Source organism: Paenibacillus sp. NPDC055715, assembly GCF_053617595.1.
The window spans coordinates 806,847-824,762 of the sequence record NZ_JBSHGA010000001.1 but is presented as its reverse complement, the minus strand read 5'-3'; the positions used below and the strand labels follow the sequence as shown (position 1 = coordinate 824,762).

Sequence of the window (17,916 nt, the reverse complement as noted above, 5' to 3'; positions counted from 1 at the left end):
GGAAAGCCTTTTTCCTTTGGCTTCTTTTTGTTGTCTTTTTATACCGGGAGAGGAGCTACTGATGGAAGGTCGGCTAATCATTGTCACTGCACCGAATGAATCGGGCAGAAATTTTGTGAAATTGCTTATGTTCAAAAAACTGGCGTTTGCGGTTCTTACGAATAGCGCTCAGGAGGAACGACAGCTCAAAAAAATGGGTGTGGAGCATATTGTTCGGATCAATACGATGCAAGCAGGGAAATGGAATTTTCCCAAAAAAGAAATTGGTTGCGTGTATTTGTTCGAGAACAGCTTGAATCTGACTTGCCGTTTTCTGCAAATATGCCGGCCGCTGACATCAGATTCGATCTATGTCATTACGCACGGCTATAATCCTCAAGGGATTTATCGAGGTTTGGGAGCGGACCATGTGATCTACACTTTGAATGGAGAGGTGGGTTTCCTGCTGAACGGATAGTCGTATAGGTAATATAAATAAAAATTTTCGCATTCATTGTATGGTGATTGTACGAGGATGTAAGAATGACGATCTGAGGACCGATACGGGAGGGTTATGAACATGATGGATATATACATGCTGCTCGTGATGGCTGTGAGTTATGGAGTGATACTGATGTTTGTACGCTGGTGTGATGCGCAGACCTCCAAAGGAGGGCGAAAAGGATGATGGTTGTGCTTACGCTTACGGCTATTGTGTTTGTGTATTTAATCTACGCACTCCTGAATCCTGAAAAGTTCTAATCAGCTAAACAGGATAAAGCGGGCGGGGGACAGCAGATCAAGGATGAGGCATCAGAGGTAGCGGGCTTTCGCAAACGTGTGCACTCGCTTGGTGCTATGAACCCGTCTGTTGTTCCAAACGCAGGAGCATTTTGGAGGAGGGAATAGATGATGGAGTTGCTGCAAATTGGAATTGTGATTGTGATATTGCTGCTCTTGGTGAAACCAGTGGGCACCTATATTTATCATGTATTCTCAAATGAACCGAATCGGACGGATCGGGTGTTTGGCGGAACGGAGAAGCTGATTTATAAGGTTATAGGTTTGAAGAAGTTGGAGAGCATGCGTTGGACCACGTACGTTATGAGCTTCATTGCTACGAATGTCGTGCTTGTGGCGATCAGCTATGTGCTGCTGCGCTTGCAGGGACTGCTTCCCGGTAATCCGGCTGGAAATGGCAATATGGAAGCGTCACTGGCATTTAATACAGTGATCAGCTTTATGACCAACACGAATCTCCAGCATTACAGCGGAGAAAGCGGGCTTACGCATCTGACGCAGATGGCGTTCGTTACGATGATGATGTTCACTTCGGCTGCTTCCGGATTTTCGGTTGCTGCGGCTTTTATGAGAGGATTGACGCGGCGCGGTGAAGGAATGGGCAACTTTTTTCAGGATTTTATCAAAGCGATTATACGGATTTTTCTGCCGTTGGCCTTTGTGCTTACGCTGGTGCTGGTCGGACTGAAAGTACCACAGACGCTTCAGCCTACGGCGGATATTACGACGTTGAGCGGAACACAGCAGCAGATTGCTTTGGGACCCGTTGCTTCGCTGGAATCGATTAAGCATTTGGGTACGAACGGGGGCGGTTTTGCGGGAGCCAATTCGGCGCATCCTTTTGAAAATCCAAGTCCCTGGACGAATGTGCTGGAAATTTTGGCGATGTGGGTGATGCCAGCTTCTCTGCCGTATACCTTTGGGCTGTTCGCTCGTAATCGCAAGCAGGGCTGGATTATTTTTAGCTCGATGATGGTATTGTTCCTTGTATTCCTATCCATTACGTATGTGTCGGAGAAAACGGGCAATCCGTTGATTCATGCACTGGGTGTGGATGCTTCTCAGGGAAGCATGGAAGGGAAAGAGGTTCGCTTCGGCATTGGACAATCGGTGCTGTTCACGGCGGTAACGACGGCGGCTACGACAGGTTCAGTCAATAATATGCACGATACACTGACCCCGCTGGGCGGTATGGCTGCTTTGGGAGAAATGATGCTGAACGTCATTTTCGGCGGTAAGGGTGTCGGGCTGATGAATATGCTGATGTACGCGATTCTGGGTGTGTTTATATGTGGATTGATGGTCGGCAGGACCCCGGAATTTATGGGCAGGAAAATTGAAGGCAAGGAAATGAAGCTGATCGCGATTGCCATTTTGGTACATCCGTTTCTCATTCTAGTGCCGACTGCTCTCGCCTTTATGAGTCATTGGGGATACGATGCGGTCACAAACCCCGGATATCATGGGTTGACTCAGGTGATATATGAATATGCGTCATCTGCGGCTAATAACGGTTCGGGATTTGAAGGTCTTGCGGATAACAACGTATTCTGGAACACGACAACAGGGGTTGTTATGTTCTTCGGACGATATGTATCTATAGTTGCATTGTTAGCTGTAGCGGCTTCATTGAATACTAAAGCACCGACTCCAGTGACGACGGGCACACTTCGCACAGACAACAAGCTATTTGGGGCGATTTTAATCGGGGTTGTGCTGTTGATTGGCGCGTTGACCTTTTTGCCCGTCATCGTATTGGGGCCTGTGGCTGAATTTCTGACCATGTGAAGAAGATGAACAGGAAGAAGAAAATGAGAATGGATGAACGGGGTGCTCGATCATGAAGGAACAACGCAAACGCATGCTGGATAAAAGCATCTTGAAGCATGCGATCAAGGATAGCTTTATGAAATTAAATCCGATGATCATGATGAAAAATCCTGTCATGTTCGTCGTGGAGATCGGCACACTGGTCGTGCTGCTTATGCTGCTGTTCCCCGGTTATTTTGGAACTGGCAACGAAATGGGCTTTAATCTGGCGGTTTTTATCATCCTGCTGTTCACGTTGCTCTTTGCTAACTTTGCCGAAGCGCTCGCGGAAGGGCGGGGTAAGGCGCAAGCGGCCTCTTTGAAAAAATCCAAGCAGGATACACAAGCAAGCAAACTTGTCGGGGATGAGATTCAGGTGGTCAGCTCGACCGAGCTGCGCAAAGGTGACATTGTGATGGTGTCCCAGGGCGAGATGATTCCGAGTGATGGTGAGGTGATTGAAGGTCTTGCCTCAGTGGATGAATCAGCGATTACGGGGGAATCGGCTCCGGTGATCAAGGAATCGGGCGGTGATTTTTGCTCGGTAACCGGCGGGACGCGCGTGGTCAGTGACCGAATTAAGGTGCGGATTACGACAGAGCCGGGTGAGACGTTCATCGATAAAATGATTTCGCTCGTGGAAGGCGCACAGCGGCAAAAGACGCCGAACGAAATTGCACTGAATACCCTGTTGATCAGCTTGACGATTATTTTTCTGATCGTGGTGGTGACACTGGCACCGATTGCCCGTCATTTTAACATTGACTTGCCTGTTCCCGTGCTTATCTCATTGCTGGTCTGCCTGATTCCGACCACGATTGGAGGACTGTTGTCAGCCATCGGGATTGCCGGTATGGACCGGGTCACCCAGTTTAACGTGCTGGCGATGTCAGGCAAGGCGGTAGAAGCATCCGGGGACATCAATACGATGATTCTGGACAAAACGGGTACAATCACCTTCGGTAACCGAATGGCGAGCCAATTCGTGCCTGTAGGGGGCGTAGAGGAGACAGAGTTAGTAAAGTGGGCTGCGATGAGCTCGATGAAGGATGAGACGCCTGAGGGGCGCTCAGTTCTGGAGTTGATGCGTAAGCAGGAGCACATGCTGGATGAATCCTTGGCAGCAGGCGGAACCTTTATCGAGTTCAAGGCGGAAACCCGGATGAGCGGTCTGGATCTGGCCGATGGACGAAAGGTACGTAAAGGCGCGGTGGACTCTGTCCGGCAGTGGGTACTATCGCAAAACGGCAGCGTTCCAGCCGATCTGGAGGAAAAAGCGAATCAGGTGGCCTCTGAAGGAGGTACGCCGCTGGCTGTCGCGCTGGATGATCGGATATATGGCATTATTTATTTGAAGGACACGGTGAAGCCGGGCATGAAGGAGCGGTTCGATCAGCTCCGGGAAATGGGTATCCGTACGATCATGTGTACCGGGGATAATCCGCTGACGGCTGCGACGATTGCGCGGGAAGCGGGTGTGGATGATTTTGTGGCTGAAAGCAAGCCGGAGGATAAAATCGCAGTCATTCGCCGTGAGCAGGATCTGGGCAAGCTGGTTGCCATGACCGGAGATGGCACAAATGATGCCCCTGCGCTGGCGCAGGCTGACGTCGGGCTGGCCATGAACAGCGGTACAGTTGCAGCCAAGGAAGCCGCCAATATGGTGGACCTGGATTCCGATCCGTCCAAAATTATTGAGGTAGTCGCTATCGGCAAGCAGTTGCTTATGACACGAGGTGCTTTGACAACGTTCAGTATCGCGAACGATGTTGCCAAATATTTTGCCATTATTCCGGCGATGTTCATGCTGGCGATTCCGCAAATGAGCGCATTGAACGTGATGGGGCTTGGCTCTCCGCTGTCTGCTATTTTGTCGGCGCTGATCTTTAATGCTGTTATTATTCCACTTCTGATCCCGCTGGCCATGAAGGGCGTGAAGTATAAGCCTATGAGCTCGGATCGCCTGCTGGGACGGAATTTGCTGATTTACGGTTTGGGCGGTATGGTGGTGCCGTTTGTCGGCATTAAAGCCATTGATTTGCTGGTGCATTTGTGGATTTAACGTAGCCTGTGAAGGTATACATTTCGGATACTGAATGGAAGCGGAAAGGGTGAGCAACATGAGTGGCTTTTATCGGATGATGTCCGGACGCAGATTTGCTGCGCACGAAAAAGGCGGGTCTGCCGGGAAGGGGAATAACAAGCGTCCAGAGACGGATGCTGTGCCGAATGGACAGCCGGAGAGAGAAGAGATGCGGGGAGGCACCATTATAGGAGTGGTCTTACGTACCTCGGCGCTGATGATCCTCCTATGCGGTCTCGCTTACCCGCTGGTTAGTACGGGCGTGGCACAGGTATTGTTTCCGCAGCAGGCGAACGGCAGCATGCTTCGTAATGCGGAGGGTCAGGTAGTCGGCTCCGAGCTGATCGGGCAGTCTTTTGCGAATCCGGCGTTTTTTCAGGGGCGGGTATCGAGCATTGATTATAACGGGGCTGGTTCAGGCTCCAGTAACTACGCACCGTCCAATCCGGCTTTAATACAGAGGGTCAAGGATTCGATAGCGGATTGGCAGAAAAATAATCTGGATGTACCGATCAGTCAGGTTCCGGTGGACCTGATTACGAACTCCGGCTCCGGTCTGGACCCGCATATCTCGCCGCAGGCGGCACAGGTTCAAATCCCGCGTATTAGCGGCTTGACGGGTATTGCGCAGGATAAACTGAAAGCACTGGTGCAGGAGCAGACCGAAGACCGCAGCGCCGGAGTATTCGGAGAGCCGCGTGTGAACGTGCTCAAGCTGAACCTTGCGCTTGAAGCCCAAACACAGGCACAGCCTGCCAAGCGGTAAGTCTAGAGGTTGGAATAGAGTGATCAAAAAAGGTATCTCGCAGCCATTTTGGCTGGTGAGATACCTTTTTCTTGATTTTAAAGTGTTGCTTATCTCTCAATGACCTGAAATCATTTGAACGATGAGCACCACATTCAAGATAATAATGACAGCGGTCACGATCCAAGCTAATACTTTTTGCCATGTTTTGTTCGCGAACTCACCCATACGCTTTTTGTCGCTGGTGAAGATTAGGAGCGGGATGATGGCAAAGGGAAGCTGGATGGACAGAATAACTTGACTTAGCACGAGCAGCTCTTCGGCACCTTTTTCACCCGCGATAGCTGTGACGATGACCGCTGGAATGATAGCAATGAGTCGGGTGACGAGACGGCGCAGCCAAGGCGCGAGACGAAGGCTGAGAAAGCCCTCCATGACGATTTGCCCGGCTAGGGTACCCGTTATAGTTGAATTCTGCCCGGAAGCGAGCAGCGCCACCCCGAACAGGATACTGGCGAGTGTGGTTCCGAGCAATGGCGACAGCAGATAGAAAGCATCGCTGATTTCCGCCACATCTGTTTTTCCTGCTGTATGGAACACGGCTGCGGCCACGATCAGAATGGCGGCATTGATAAACAGGGCGAACATGAGCGCTATACTCGAATCCCATGTCGCGAATTTGATAGCCTCCCGTTTGCCTGCTGACGTCGGCTCGAATTTACGAGTTTGTACGATGGACGAATGCAGGTACAGGTTATGGGGCATCACGGTAGCGCCCATAATACCGATGGCGATATACAGCATGCTTGGATTGGTCAAAATTTGCGAGTCCGGGACAAAGCCACCTAACACGCCGCTCCATTCCGGCTGGGCCAAAATGAGATTGATGCCAAAGCAGCCCGCAATCGTCGCCATCAGTACAATGACTAGCGTTTCCAAAGCACGAAAACCTTTGTTTTGCAGCAATAAAATGAGCATGACATCAAATGCAGTAATCAGGACACCGTACAATAGCGGTATGCCGAACAGCAGCTTTAGTGCAATGGCTGAGCCGATGACCTCGGCCAAATCCATGGCTGCAATAGCGATTTCGCATAAAAGCCATAAGCTGATCGCGACCGGGCGACTGTAGGCTTCACGGCACATTTGAGCCAAATCTTTCCCTGTAGCAATGCCGAGCTTGCCGGATAAGGCCTGCAGCAAGATGGCCATCAGATTAGAGATCAGAATGACACTGAGCAGTGTATAGCCAAATTGCGATCCGCCCGCAATGTCTGTAGCCCAGTTGCCGGGGTCCATATAGCCGACAGCAACCATATAGCCGGGTCCGGCAAAGGCGAGGAATTTCCGAAACCACGTGCCGTCCTTCGGGACGTTCAAGGAACGATTCACTTCCGATAATGAAGCGATTTCCGCCAAGTTTCCCTTTGTATTTTTCATACGCTTCACCTTCTTTATTATGGTTGAAATATTATTAGTGACATAACGATCACGTTATCCCTATTGTACAGCTACAATAGTTTTTGTCTAGTGCAACTTTTATGTGGTCAAGCAAATTAATCTTATTTTTGAAGTAATATGGCAACCTCACGAAGCCAACTAACGAAAAAAACCAAGCTATAACACTCGTAAGAGGGAGCAGCTTGGTTTTTTGGGTTTCCTGAATTCGATCTTTTTTATGTTGCGGGAGGGTGGCTATGGAATTAAACGGAAAATAAAATGATTAACATCCTTATTTCAAATGATTCATTTGCATGGTTCGTTTGCGGCAGGCTACCTGCCGCTGATTGATCGGCGGTTTTTGCATATAGACCTTGATTCGCCGAGATCCGCGACCATTTGACATCATCGCCAAAATTCATTAAGATGGCTTAGGTGATTCTGGTCATCATGTACGAAACAAATTTGAAAAATACGGGTGATATGATGTCTTACAGACCGAATATTGTTAATTTCACGCTGGCTGGCAGCAACGAAAAAGAAGGGCTTTATGAGTTTAAAATGAGTTTGGCCGATGGAACGGAGTGCCGCGTTTTTTCTCAACGTAATCCGGAGTGGACCTTGACGAATATCAGTCGATTGCTAACGACGCCTTGCCCGGTATGCCATAAGGATTTTATCTGCAAGTGTATGGATAAGTTCCATGATGAGTTTTTAGAGCAAATTAATTCGAAACAGCTGTTTGAGAAAGCATTGAGCTAGTTCTCAAAACAGGTAAAAGCCTATACATTGTTAAACAAGCGTCGGATGATTTCGGCGTTTTTTTGCTTATACTCATATTGTTGATTGTATTTTGTTGTTTATTTCCTGGAGGTGAAATGCATTTATGAAGCAATCTGGCGATGCTAATCTAAATCCTTCTCAGCAAGATTATTCGATTGTGTTGGTGGATGGTGTATGCCATTTTTGTCAGGGGGCGGCCCGCTTCATTATTAAGCGTGACCCGAAGGGGACGTTTCATTTTGGTTCCCTGCAATCCGAGCAGGGACAAAAGCTATTGCGTGCAGGAGGATTGTCAACGGATCAGCTGGATACGTTCGTATTCATTGAAGACGGTATGTATTACACGAGGTCAACCGCAGCTCTGCGGATTGCCAGACGTCTTCGTTTTCCATATCCGCTGGCCTATGTCTTCATCTTCGTTCCCTGCTTTATACGCAATGCAATCTATAACTGGGTGGCACGTAACCGATACCGCTGGTTTGGCAAGGATGAAGAGGATCAATGTCAGATCCCCCCTCCAGAAGTAAGGCAACGATTTTTTTAACTGTTCAGGATTCAGGTTTCGGAGGAGCAGCTTCCTTATTAGAGCCCTTTTTGGAGCGATGACGACGGATCAGCCATATCACAATTGCCGCAATCAGGATCAGGCCCGCAACGACTACATATATGATATGACGCAGATTGGGTACGTTGACGGATAACTTTAGCTCATTAGACTCTAATGGGGCAATATCCCAACGTAGCGTTTTCCCGTCTGCCGATACACTGTTGGCATTGCTCGCAGCGGGCTGGATCGGTAAGGACAGGCTAAAATTAAGATCAAGCTGCCGCTCCAGTATTTTGCGTGCGAACACATTCATTTGCTCCAATTTGTCACTCAGTCCCCGAGCTTCTTCCGGAAGCATCCGTGGCAGATCGAGTTTCATCGTAAGATCAACATTCGTTGTGAAAAAATGTTGAGTCACAGCGCGTTTAAATTCTAATCCCTCAGGTAGATTTAAACCCTGATTGGGATTTTTTCCGCTTGCAATCCAATCTCCTTGATAGTGCCCCTTGATTTGATAACCCTTTCTTCCCTGCTCAGATAGTGGCTGAACATTTAGGCTGTTGCTTTGAATCCGCTTGGCCAAGCGGTCCAGCAGCCCGGGATTATTCAGCATCAACAGTGTCTGATTGTTTACACTGAACGAAGCATTCATGTCCACGCTCTGATCCAGATGAACATCTACATGAACGTCCCCACGTGCACAGGAAGTGAGAGGGATCAGACAGCACAGCAGCACAAAAATGAGCAGCATTTTCCGTGTTCGATTTGGTTGATGCTTGTCCCGGTAAGAGCCATATCCTGTTTGCTCCATGATCTTCACCTTCTTTATCTATGTTCTTTCATATAACGATTGGATATCTTCTATATATTACACATTCGAAGAGCTAAAATCGAACGGACTGACAGTATAAATAGGTTTTTATATTTAAAATGTTTACCTAGATAAACATTTTGGTTCATACTCTAAAATATAGTATTGATAAAAAATAATTGACATCATGAAATAGTTTGTCCCAAATGCATATAAATAAAGGAGGCTGTTGAAGCATGAATAAACGTTTTAAGACGGCTGTACTGTGTTGGGCTTTGATGGCAGGAAAATTGTTCCTGGTTTTAGTTGTAGTAAGTGCATGCACTAATAGTAAGAAGGCGGAGCAGGGAGCTACTGGAAAGGCGGGGCAAAAAATAAAGGCTACAGCTACCATTGGCATGATTTCTGATATTGTCGGCGCTTGATGCTGCTCATGCGGAGGATTATAAGGCCAATGCAGAAGCCTATCTCGCTGAGCTACGGAAGCTGTATGCTTACACGAGGGAGCAGATTGCCAGCATACCGGAAACCCAGCGCGTGCTCGTCACGGCCCATGATGCTTTTGGCTATTTCGGAGATGCTTACGACATTCAAGTGAGAGGGCTTCAAGGAATGAGCACAGAATCAGAAGCGGGCTCTCAGGATGTGACCAAGCTGCGTGATTATTTGGTTGAACATAAAATCAAGGCCATATTCGTAGAATCCAGCGTTCCGAGAAAGGCCATAGATGCGGTCATTCAGGGAGCGGGGCAGCAGGGTCATACGATCAATGTTGGCGGCGTGCTGTATTCGGATGCGATGGGTGAAGAAGGCACGGAAGACGGTACGTATTATTGGAATGGTCAATCATAACGTTAATACGATTGTTAAAGCGCTCAAATAAAGGAGGCGAATACATATGGGGCATTCACCGCTTGAGGTTCGTGATTTATCTGTAGCTTATCAAAAAAAGCCCGTTCTGCTCGACGTTTCCTTCGAGGTGCCGACACGATACTCGGAGTGAGGTGAGCGGTATGACAAGCTTGGCTACGCTTTTGGCTGATCCGAATATGCAGTGGATTTTGCCGGGGGTATGTGTATCGTTTATGATTACGGGCACAAAATCCGTATTTGGATTTATGATCGGGGCCGCCATTGCAGGCATTGTTGCGACTTTTGCCATCAGTGCGCTTACCCGGTACTCACGAATCAAAAGCGATTCGGCGATTGCAGCCGTGCTGTCTGTATTTTTCGGGTTTGGCATCATGCTCTTGACGGAAATCCAGCACAGCGGGGCGGGGAATCAGAGCGGGCTGGATAAATGTCTGTTTGGTCAGGCAGCGGCGATGGTATTGTCTGATGTCTACACGATGGCAGCAATTTCGGTGGTATTGATCGGAATCTGTATATTGTTCTTCAAAGAATTTAAGCTGCTTAGCTTTGATCCCGTCTTTGCCCGTGGACTTGGTTTTCCGGCAGGTTTGCTGGATAAGCTGTTGATGCTGCTGATTGTTATTGCTTTAGTTGCCGGGATTCAGGCGGTGGGTGTCATTATGATGGCGGCCCTGTTGATTACACCCGCGGTGTCTGCAAGATACTGGACGGAGAAGCTGGGTGTCATGGTGTGCCTCTCAGGCTTATTTGGTGCTATAGCGGGCTTCGGTGGAACGGTCATCAGCTCTCTGGGGCAAAATCTGCCCACAGGGCCGTTGTGTGTGCTGTGTGCGACTGCCGTGTTCGGTGTGAGTCTGGTTTTTGCGCCGCAGCGCGGGTTAATTTCCAAGGCTATCGTTCAGTTGAACGTCAGAAAAAATCTGGAGCAGGCAACCGCAACACACCAGGGAAAGGAGCGTGCGCTGTGAGTACCTTTTATGTGATCTTGACGGGAATGTTAGTGGCAGGGGGATGCAGTATTGTTGGCGATGTTTTTGTTTAATTTGTTCGTGATAGGGGTATTTTTCAGCAATTTAAAATTACTTCCTTCGATCCTGCGTTGGCGGCTTCGGTAGGCATTCCAGTTGTTTTTTTTCATTATCTGCTGACGGAGAAGTTATCCCGTATGATTGTGTATAGCGTCGGGTTTACTGTTGTTGCTGGCCTTTCTCTTTTCCCCGTCCCATGGGGTGGTGTGGCAAAAGTTACTCCAGCAACGGGGAATGGTTCGTGCATACAGCAAGTAATTCGCGGGAAGCAATCATCTATGGGTTACCTAAAATAGCGTGCAGGCAGGTAGAAAATGCCTGAATGCGCGTTTTTTTGCACGTATGCTGCTCTGTGTGGCTTATTTTGCGCAAGCTGGAGTGGATCGTCTTGAATTGTTGGGGACACGGGAGTACATTCATTACAGCGATACAAGAACGGACGAAACGATCTGTCACGTTGCAGGGAGGCACGAAAATGGAGAGCTTTAAACGTAAATCACCAGAGGAAATATTGGATTCCATTAACAAACTGCATCGGGGCAGACTCAAAATATACATTGGAGCGGTCAGTGGGTCGGGCAAAACGTATCATATGCTTCAGGAAGGACAATCGCTTCAGCGTGAAGGTATTGATGTTGTAATTTGTGCAGTATCGACCATGCAGCGGCGCGAGACGGTGGAGCAGGTGGGCACGCTGGAGCGGATACCCAGTATCCATTGGATTCAGGATGGAGTGGAGCAGAAGGATTTGAATCTGAAAGCACTGGAGGAACGCAATCCCGAGGTGGTGCTGGTGGACCATTTGGCGCATCGCAACCGGGAAGGCGCCCCATTTTCAACCCGGTTGGAGGATATTCAATATCTGCTGGAGCTGGGGATTAGCGTCATTACGACGGTCAATGTCTATGAGCTGGAAGGGATTACGGAGTGGGTTTATCAGCTAACGGGGATAGAAGCAGAATATACGGTTCCTGTCGATACGCTCGAGCTGGCGGATGAAATTCGTCTGATTGATGTCACACCGGAAACGATTTTGGAACGGCTGGCGAAAGGATACATGCATGCGCCCAATCCTGAGATGTTTCACCGGGGGAATCTGGGTAAGCTGCGTGAGCTGGCTCTGCGATTGGTGGCAGAGGATGTGAACGATTCGCTGGAACGGCACCGGGAGGAATTGGGTTTGCACGGGGCGTCAGGAGCCGCAGAGCGCATTTTGGTGCCTGTCCAGTATCATTGGAATGGGTCCATTTATGTACGCAGGGGGGAGCAGGTCGCCAAGCGGCTGGGTGGAGATATGCTGGTGGCTTCCTTTGTCGATCCGAAGCGCAAGCTGTCCAAGGAATCGACGGCCTTCAAGCGCTCGATTGAGCAGTTGGTTGAAAAGGTAGGATCGGAATTTGAAGAAATCCCGCTCATTTCCCGCAGAAGATTGCCTCGGCAGCTTATCCATTATGCGGTGGCGCGTAATGTTACCCGGATCGTTATGGGACATTCCCGGCAGACCCGGTGGCAGGAGCTGATCAGAGGCTCGCTGGTAAACGGAATTTTTAAGCGGATGAAAAATATGGACCTGCTGCTTATTGCCGACCGCGCAGAGCAGGAGGGTGAACGTATTTTGCCGACGATGAGGCAGGAGGAAGGAGACAATGATCCGTACCATCGTCTGAGCGATGAGGAAGCGCAGGCTGAGGCTGCCAAAATTCGGCGCGGCAAGCTCAAGGTATATATTGGTGCTGCTCCCGGTGTTGGCAAGACGTACACGATGCTCAGAGAGGGAAATGACCTGCTGGCAAGCGGGATTGATGTTGTTATCGGACTGCTGGAAACGCATGGAAGGGTAGAAACGCTGGCACAAGTAGGCTCGCTGGATACCGTTCCCCGTCAGACTATCGAGCGGCATGGCGTACATTTGGAGGAAATGGACACCGAAGCGATTCTCAGGCGCAATCCCGAGGTGGTCCTTATTGACGAACTGGCGCATACCAATGTTCCCGGCAGTCCGAGATCCAAGCGTTATGAGGATGTGCTGACGATTTTGGATCAAGGGATTTCTGTCATTTCCACAATGAATGTACAGCATCTGGAGAGCCTGAATGACGCGGTTGAGCAGATTACCGGGATTCGGGTGAGAGAGACCGTTCCCGACCGTATGATGCGGCTGGCCGATGAGGTACAGCTCATTGATGTGGCTCCCAAATCGTTGCAGCAGCGTATGCGTGATGGCAAAATATACGATTCTGCCAAGGTGGAGCAGGCGCTCAGTCATTTTTTTAAATTAGGCAATCTGATTGCCTTGCGGGAGCTTGCTTTGCGGGAATTGGCAGATGACGTAGACGAACGGCTGGAATCCTGGGATCGACACGAATCGCTTAGAGGGCCGTGGCGTAGAGAGGAAGTAATCTTCGTAGGGGTGACGCTCAGTAACAATGCCGAAAGGCTGATTCGACGCGGTTTTCGTATTGCTTTTCGTCTGAAGGCGGTATGGATCGTGACCTATGTTCATGTCGGTATAAGCATACCGGAGAAGCTAAACTCCCGGCTGGAACAGTTGAAAATGCTAACTCACCGTCTGGGAGGAACCTTCGAAATCCGGCTTGTTTCCAGTCGGGGAAAGATTGCTGATATATTGATTACTCCGGTGGAAGGGTACACGGGGACGCAGTTAATTGTGGGGCAGTCCTCCAGAAGCAGCCGTTGGGGAAAGGATGCGGTCGTTCCGCAAATTCTCCGTCAAGCGCGTCATATGGATGTTCTGATCGTGGCGGACTATGACCCGGATATCAAGTTGGAGGAAGAGGATTGAATCGCCCAATCCTTTTATAAATAGTCAGATGCTGGTTTCCGGTTGTTCAGTGCTTCCATAGTATATTCTATCTCAAAGAATTGGAGGCGAACATGAATATGAATTTTAAACATCATCGTCATCATCATCATCATTGTCATTTCCCTAAGCCCAAAAAACGTTTCTTTAAGAAGATTTTCAAAACAACGGTGACTACAATTAAATTTGTTCCTAAAGTTAAACGTCGTCATTTCACTCATGTGGAATGTGGCGTTCTGAAAGGACATCACCATCACCACCGGAAACATCGTCATCATCGTCATCATGATTGTCATTGTCATCACCGTCATCACCGTCATCATCACCACAAATTCTTCTAAGATTAAGGCAATGGGAGGCGGGCTTGAATGCCCGTCTTTCGTTTACATAAGGATTTGAAGAAATTCTAACATAAAAAATGCTTGCTCTAAAAAAGGCGCTGTGCTATTCTACCAGTAAATAGATTGCATGTGACGGAAGCACCGTTCACCAACCGTATGTATGTACGGTTTGATGAACGGTGCTTTTTTGCGTTGTTGTTTTAGGGAGGGGGATGAGCGTCATGATTCCGGTAAAAGTGGTTCTGGCTGTAGGTAGCCGGGATTATATCGAGCCACTGCTGAATTATGTACATGGAAGCGAGTACGCCAGAAGGCTGAGAGTAACGGCATTTTCGCAGCCGGAGGCATTTCGGCAATACATGATGAAAACGGCTGGAATGAAAAAGCCGGATGTCGTGGTGGGTGAAGCGGCTTTTTTGAGTCAGTGGGCAGATCGGGAGGCTTCTGATATTCCTTGTCTGGTGCTTCACGAGGGGGAACAGGTGAGCGAATACGGACAACCTTTATTAAAATATCAGCCCTTGTCTGAACTGGTGGGCTTTATTTTGGAAACGGCGAGACAGCGGACAAGTGGGCAGCAGAGTGTAACCAGCCGGGAAGGCGGAATGATTATTGGCATAGTTGCAGCTTCCGGTGGGTTGGGTAAGACAACGGCCGCGCTCAATATATCCAAGCAGCTAGGAAATGAGGGGTATTCAGTTTTTTATTTGAATTTGGAAACGGTGGATTCAAGCTCGTTGTTCACGGGTTCCGGCAGTTCTAGCGGAGCAGAAGGAGAGGGGCTGTCCAGACTGCTTTATGATCTCAAGGCAGCGGGGCCTGAGGGAAACCCCTTATCTGTCGCTTCATATTGTGTGCGCCGTTCTGAAATTCAGGCCGACACCTTTCAGCCTGTCGATAACCGCAAGGAACTGATGGACATGACCTGTGATGAGGCGGTAGAGCTGATTCGGACGATTGCCGAAAGCGGACAGTATGATGTTGTAATCGTAGATGGCGAATCCGAAAATGGTGACCGGGCTCAGGCTGTACTCGAAGCCAGTCATAAGCTGATCTGGCTGCTGGCTGACGATTTAATGAGCATGCACAAGTGCGGGCTATGGCTGGATGTTCTGGAGGAAACACAGCCGGAAGGACTTGAAGCGATGCTGACTAAAACCCGCTTTGTGGTGAACCGTTATATGGGGACTATGGCCAACTCGCTACCTCGGGATTTTATGGAGCTGAACGGGGCGCTGCCTTACATTCCTTCATGGAAGCAGATGCAGCATCGTGAGCTGCTGCTTAGTTCGCCGATTTATCAACGGGAAATTCGCCAGCTATGCCGCGAGCTGCTGAATGTGGAGACTGTAGCACAGCCGCCCGCTGCTTGGTCTTAAAGGGGGCCGATGAACATGAATGAAGAATGGTTTCGTGCACTACGAGACGATATCCGGGGAGGCCTGAACGTCACGTCCTCGGTAGGGGATGCAGAGTTAGTGAGGCATATTGAAAATCGAATTTTGCATGACACAGAGCTGGCAGGTTTGACCTCCAGAGAAAAGCATGCACTTGTCCGCAAAATTTTTAATTCTTTCCGTGGGCTAGATGTGCTCCAGCCGTTGATTGATGATCCTACGGTTACGGAAATTATGATTAACAGTCACCGGGAAATTTTTGTGGAGCGGGCAGGTGAGGTGATCCAGGCACCCGATCAATTTGAGTCCCGTGAGCGACTGGAGGATTTGATCCAGACGATTGTAGCCGGAGTGAACCGGATTGTGAATGAGTCTTCGCCGATTGTCGATGCCCGATTAAAGGATGGGTCACGCGTAAATATTGTGCTACCGCCAGTTGCCCTCAAGGGACCGACGATGACGATACGGAAGTTTCCCGAGCGTCCAATGACGATGGATGACTTGATACGAATGGGTGCGCTGGATGCAGAAGCCGCCCATATGCTCAAGGACTTGGTACGTAGCAAGTACAATATTTTTATAAGCGGGGGTACGGGGTCTGGTAAAACCACCTTTCTGAATGCATTATCCCAGTTTATCCCGCCATCGGAACGGATTATTACGATTGAGGACTCGGCAGAGCTGCAAATTGTAACTGTCCCTAATCTGGTTTCCATGGAAACACGGAATGCCAACACTGAGGGGAAAGGGGAAATCACGATTCGTGATCTGATTCGTTCCTCCCTGCGTATGCGGCCCAATCGCATTGTGGTGGGCGAGGTCAGGGGGAGCGAGGCCCTGGATATGCTGCATGACAAATCTATAAAAAGGTCATTCAAAAAGGAGATAGATGTATATGGGCAAAACGATTGTACGGTATAGCATTCTTCGTAACAATGGCTTAGGCAAGTTTATTCTAGAGAAAAGAACCACAACTATGAAATATCAAATGAGCTTAAAAGATTACGAATATCAGCAGCAGAAAATAGTAAATGAGATAAGCTTAAACGAGAGCGTTAAGGCAACACAGGTAAGAGTGACGGGGATTTTGAGACTTCCGTATTCATAATGTGAATAACAGCCTTAAAACGAACGTGAGAGCGTCTAACAAGCAATATATGTTCAATGTACAGAAAGAAGTGGATTGAAATATTAAGTGTGTTTTCTATGTTTGTGATGTATTAGAAGAAATTTACTGTTCATATAAGTTGGAGCTTTCTATACTTCAAGTAAGTAGAATGTTATAACTTGGAGGTCAGGAAATGTATGAAATTTTGAAGGACACAGAAATTAAAAAAGAGCATTTTAGTTTCGGAAGAAAAAAGGAGAGGAATTTTTTAACAAGAAATCAATTGATTATTATTTTGAGTTTTATAATATTTTTATACTTTTTTTTAGATTACATTTTCAAAACGGTTACGCCCGAAATTTTGAGTTTTTGGGGAAGCATTATTAGTGGAATGATAAGTGGCGGTCTAACTTTATTCGGTGTTATTGTTGCATTTAGATTGGAAAGTAATCGACGTGAAAAACTTGAATATGAAAGAATTGAAAATAATTTCACATATTATATCGTATTTATTGGGGAAATCCATGATCTTCTTGCTAGAATCAATAGTTATGCTAAATATGAAGAAACCAGAACAAAAGAAATTTATGAGGAATTAACAGAAAAGATAAAAATGATAGATATAAAAAAGATATTAGAGCGCTACAATAGTGAAAAAATAAAACTTGATGAAATATCTCATATATTGTCCAATACAGTATATATTTATTATAAAGAAATAGATAAGTACTGGGATGATATTACAAAATGTTTTGTCGATTCTATAAAAGATGCAAAAAAAGAGAAAGATTTAATTTTTCACATGACAAAAAACTATACTAGTATACATTTAGCTGCACATGTATTACTTATGGGCTTATGGTATGTAAATAAAAAAGGGGAAGATATTTAGGTTTATATTATGAAAACCATTAACTAAGTAAGACTACTTTTAAAACAAACAAGCCTAGATGATTACTGTCTAGGCTCTTTACTATGTCTATGTAGTTAAATTTAGTGGAATGTAGGTTATTCTTCAGTTTCCTCTAATATATCGAACAACTCCCCTAAACTGATACCTAAATATCCACAAATGTTAGCCATCATCGCGGTAGAAAGACGAGAGTTATCTAAATTCTGATTATTTACTAATTTATAAATAGTTCCGATTCTTTCACCAGTCTCCTTCGATAATTTATAGGGCGTGATGTCTTTTTCCTTAAGTATTTTATCTAGATTACAAGTAAGTGTAAATTTAGTCCTCATTATTTCCTCCTAAATATGCTCAAATAAAAATATTGACATCAAACGTCTATATTCGTATATTGTTCATATAGACATCAAATGATTATGCTCGCTAAATGATTATAG

Annotated in this window: 19 protein-coding genes and 2 pseudogenes; 17 read left to right on the top strand and 4 right to left on the bottom strand. The window is 47.4% G+C overall.

Annotated elements, in window-relative coordinates:
• Positions 1-61: 61 nt before the first annotated feature.
• The 5 genes from ACWGOO_RS04110 (at position 62) to kdpC (ending at position 5,438) form a co-directional block, all read left to right on the top strand.
• Positions 62-457 (top strand): hypothetical protein, encoded by a 396-nt coding sequence (locus ACWGOO_RS04110; RefSeq protein WP_452481551.1) that lies wholly within the window; start codon positions 62-64, stop codon positions 455-457.
• Positions 458-663: 206 nt separating this feature from the next.
• Positions 664-741 carry a K(+)-transporting ATPase subunit F gene (gene kdpF / locus ACWGOO_RS04105; protein ID WP_082067099.1) on the top strand — a complete coding sequence of 26 codons (78 nt, stop codon included), beginning with the start codon at positions 664-666 and terminating at the stop codon, positions 739-741.
• Between the two features lie 150 nt (positions 742-891).
• On the top strand, positions 892-2,568 hold the full coding sequence (gene kdpA, locus ACWGOO_RS04100) for a potassium-transporting ATPase subunit KdpA (RefSeq protein ID WP_452481602.1): 1,677 nt from the start codon (positions 892-894) through the stop codon (positions 2,566-2,568).
• A gap of 52 nt (positions 2,569-2,620) precedes the next feature.
• A complete protein-coding gene (kdpB, locus tag ACWGOO_RS04095; RefSeq protein WP_452481550.1) occupies positions 2,621-4,651 on the top strand; it encodes a potassium-transporting ATPase subunit KdpB in 2,031 nt (676 codons plus the stop codon).
• Between the two features lie 58 nt (positions 4,652-4,709).
• A complete protein-coding gene (kdpC, locus tag ACWGOO_RS04090) occupies positions 4,710-5,438 on the top strand; it encodes a potassium-transporting ATPase subunit KdpC (protein WP_452481549.1) in 729 nt (242 codons plus the stop codon).
• Between the two features lie 96 nt (positions 5,439-5,534).
• Here the strand turns inward: kdpC and ACWGOO_RS04085 are convergent, their stop codons facing one another.
• A complete protein-coding gene (locus ACWGOO_RS04085) occupies positions 5,535-6,857 on the bottom strand; it encodes an Nramp family divalent metal transporter (RefSeq protein ID WP_452481548.1) in 1,323 nt (440 codons plus the stop codon).
• Positions 6,858-7,292: 435 nt separating this feature from the next.
• Between ACWGOO_RS04085 and ACWGOO_RS04080 the strand changes: the two genes are divergently transcribed.
• Together ACWGOO_RS04080 and ACWGOO_RS04075 are read left to right on the top strand one after the other, a co-directional pair.
• Positions 7,293-7,619 carry a hypothetical protein gene (locus ACWGOO_RS04080; protein ID WP_452481547.1) on the top strand — a complete coding sequence of 109 codons (327 nt, stop codon included), beginning with the start codon at positions 7,293-7,295 and terminating at the stop codon, positions 7,617-7,619.
• A 124-nt stretch (positions 7,620-7,743) separates the two neighbouring features.
• On the top strand, positions 7,744-8,184 hold the full coding sequence (locus ACWGOO_RS04075) for a thiol-disulfide oxidoreductase DCC family protein (RefSeq protein ID WP_452481546.1): 441 nt from the start codon (positions 7,744-7,746) through the stop codon (positions 8,182-8,184).
• A gap of 4 nt (positions 8,185-8,188) precedes the next feature.
• On the opposite strand, the gene ACWGOO_RS04070 is transcribed toward ACWGOO_RS04075, so the two are convergent.
• Positions 8,189-8,998 carry a DUF3153 domain-containing protein gene (locus tag ACWGOO_RS04070; protein WP_452481545.1) on the bottom strand — a complete coding sequence of 270 codons (810 nt, stop codon included), beginning with the start codon at positions 8,996-8,998 and terminating at the stop codon, positions 8,189-8,191.
• Between the two features lie 236 nt (positions 8,999-9,234).
• On the opposite strand from ACWGOO_RS04070, the gene ACWGOO_RS04065 reads away from it, so the two are divergent.
• The 6 genes and pseudogenes from ACWGOO_RS04065 (at position 9,235) to ACWGOO_RS04040 (ending at position 13,702) form a co-directional block, all read left to right on the top strand.
• On the top strand, positions 9,235-9,423 hold the full coding sequence (locus ACWGOO_RS04065; protein ID WP_452481544.1) for a hypothetical protein: 189 nt from the start codon (positions 9,235-9,237) through the stop codon (positions 9,421-9,423).
• A complete protein-coding gene (locus ACWGOO_RS04060) occupies positions 9,410-9,850 on the top strand; it encodes a metal ABC transporter solute-binding protein, Zn/Mn family (RefSeq protein ID WP_452481543.1) in 441 nt (146 codons plus the stop codon). Before ACWGOO_RS04065 ends, ACWGOO_RS04060 begins: the two co-directional genes overlap by 14 nt.
• A gap of 46 nt (positions 9,851-9,896) precedes the next feature.
• A pseudogene (locus tag ACWGOO_RS04055) lies at positions 9,897-9,983 on the top strand (manganese ABC transporter ATP-binding protein); the annotation flags it as partial.
• A gap of 28 nt (positions 9,984-10,011) precedes the next feature.
• Positions 10,012-10,839 carry a metal ABC transporter permease gene (locus tag ACWGOO_RS04050; RefSeq protein WP_452481542.1) on the top strand — a complete coding sequence of 276 codons (828 nt, stop codon included), beginning with the start codon at positions 10,012-10,014 and terminating at the stop codon, positions 10,837-10,839.
• Between the two features lie 357 nt (positions 10,840-11,196).
• Positions 11,197-11,388, top strand: coding sequence for a hypothetical protein (locus ACWGOO_RS04045; protein ID WP_452481541.1), 192 nt, complete (start codon positions 11,197-11,199; stop codon positions 11,386-11,388).
• Positions 11,375-13,702, top strand: coding sequence for a histidine kinase (locus tag ACWGOO_RS04040; protein WP_452481540.1), 2,328 nt, complete (start codon positions 11,375-11,377; stop codon positions 13,700-13,702). The genes ACWGOO_RS04045 and ACWGOO_RS04040 overlap by 14 nt, the downstream gene beginning before the upstream one ends.
• A gap of 14 nt (positions 13,703-13,716) precedes the next feature.
• On the opposite strand, the gene ACWGOO_RS04035 is transcribed toward ACWGOO_RS04040, so the two are convergent.
• Positions 13,717-14,043 carry a hypothetical protein gene (locus ACWGOO_RS04035; RefSeq protein ID WP_452481539.1) on the bottom strand — a complete coding sequence of 109 codons (327 nt, stop codon included), beginning with the start codon at positions 14,041-14,043 and terminating at the stop codon, positions 13,717-13,719.
• A gap of 239 nt (positions 14,044-14,282) precedes the next feature.
• On the opposite strand from ACWGOO_RS04035, the gene ACWGOO_RS04030 reads away from it, so the two are divergent.
• From ACWGOO_RS04030 to ACWGOO_RS04015, 4 genes and pseudogenes are all read left to right on the top strand, one after another.
• Entirely contained in the window at positions 14,283-15,440 is a 1,158-nt protein-coding gene (locus ACWGOO_RS04030; RefSeq protein ID WP_452481538.1) for a ParA family protein, read from the top strand.
• 15 nt (positions 15,441-15,455) lie between these two features.
• Positions 15,456-16,346: pseudogene (locus ACWGOO_RS04025) on the top strand (CpaF family protein); the annotation flags it as partial.
• A 7-nt stretch (positions 16,347-16,353) separates the two neighbouring features.
• On the top strand, positions 16,354-16,566 hold the full coding sequence (locus ACWGOO_RS04020; protein WP_452481537.1) for a hypothetical protein: 213 nt from the start codon (positions 16,354-16,356) through the stop codon (positions 16,564-16,566).
• Between the two features lie 193 nt (positions 16,567-16,759).
• A complete protein-coding gene (locus tag ACWGOO_RS04015; protein WP_452481536.1) occupies positions 16,760-17,458 on the top strand; it encodes a hypothetical protein in 699 nt (232 codons plus the stop codon).
• 116 nt (positions 17,459-17,574) lie between these two features.
• Here ACWGOO_RS04015 and ACWGOO_RS04010 read toward each other — a convergent pair whose 3' ends face one another.
• On the bottom strand, positions 17,575-17,811 hold the full coding sequence (locus ACWGOO_RS04010; RefSeq protein WP_452481535.1) for a helix-turn-helix domain-containing protein: 237 nt from the start codon (positions 17,809-17,811) through the stop codon (positions 17,575-17,577).
• Positions 17,812-17,916: the final 105 nt, after the last annotated feature.

Excerpts from the sequence above, each read along its gene's own strand:
- ACWGOO_RS04050 (WP_452481542.1), top strand. The coding sequence starts at position 10,012 with ATGACAAGCTTGGCTACGCTTTTGGCTGATCCGAATATGCAGTGGATT.
- kdpB (WP_452481550.1), top strand. The coding sequence starts at position 2,621 with ATGAAGGAACAACGCAAACGCATGCTGGATAAAAGCATCTTGAAGCAT.
- ACWGOO_RS04035 (WP_452481539.1), bottom strand. The coding sequence starts at position 14,043 with ATGATGACGGTGATGACGGTGATGACAATGACAATCATGATGACGATG.
- kdpA (WP_452481602.1), top strand. The coding sequence starts at position 892 with ATGGAGTTGCTGCAAATTGGAATTGTGATTGTGATATTGCTGCTCTTG.
- ACWGOO_RS04070 (WP_452481545.1), bottom strand. The coding sequence starts at position 8,998 with ATGGAGCAAACAGGATATGGCTCTTACCGGGACAAGCATCAACCAAAT.
- ACWGOO_RS04075 (WP_452481546.1), top strand. The coding sequence starts at position 7,744 with ATGAAGCAATCTGGCGATGCTAATCTAAATCCTTCTCAGCAAGATTAT.
- ACWGOO_RS04040 (WP_452481540.1), top strand. The coding sequence starts at position 11,375 with ATGGAGAGCTTTAAACGTAAATCACCAGAGGAAATATTGGATTCCATT.
- ACWGOO_RS04030 (WP_452481538.1), top strand. The coding sequence starts at position 14,283 with ATGATTCCGGTAAAAGTGGTTCTGGCTGTAGGTAGCCGGGATTATATC.
- ACWGOO_RS04020 (WP_452481537.1), top strand. The coding sequence starts at position 16,354 with ATGGGCAAAACGATTGTACGGTATAGCATTCTTCGTAACAATGGCTTA.
- kdpC (WP_452481549.1), top strand. The coding sequence starts at position 4,710 with ATGAGTGGCTTTTATCGGATGATGTCCGGACGCAGATTTGCTGCGCAC.
- ACWGOO_RS04065 (WP_452481544.1), top strand. The coding sequence starts at position 9,235 with ATGAATAAACGTTTTAAGACGGCTGTACTGTGTTGGGCTTTGATGGCA.
- ACWGOO_RS04010 (WP_452481535.1), bottom strand. The coding sequence starts at position 17,811 with ATGAGGACTAAATTTACACTTACTTGTAATCTAGATAAAATACTTAAG.
- ACWGOO_RS04110 (WP_452481551.1), top strand. The coding sequence starts at position 62 with ATGGAAGGTCGGCTAATCATTGTCACTGCACCGAATGAATCGGGCAGA.
- ACWGOO_RS04085 (WP_452481548.1), bottom strand. The coding sequence starts at position 6,857 with ATGAAAAATACAAAGGGAAACTTGGCGGAAATCGCTTCATTATCGGAA.
- ACWGOO_RS04015 (WP_452481536.1), top strand. The coding sequence starts at position 16,760 with ATGTATGAAATTTTGAAGGACACAGAAATTAAAAAAGAGCATTTTAGT.
- kdpF (WP_082067099.1), top strand. The coding sequence starts at position 664 with ATGATGGTTGTGCTTACGCTTACGGCTATTGTGTTTGTGTATTTAATC.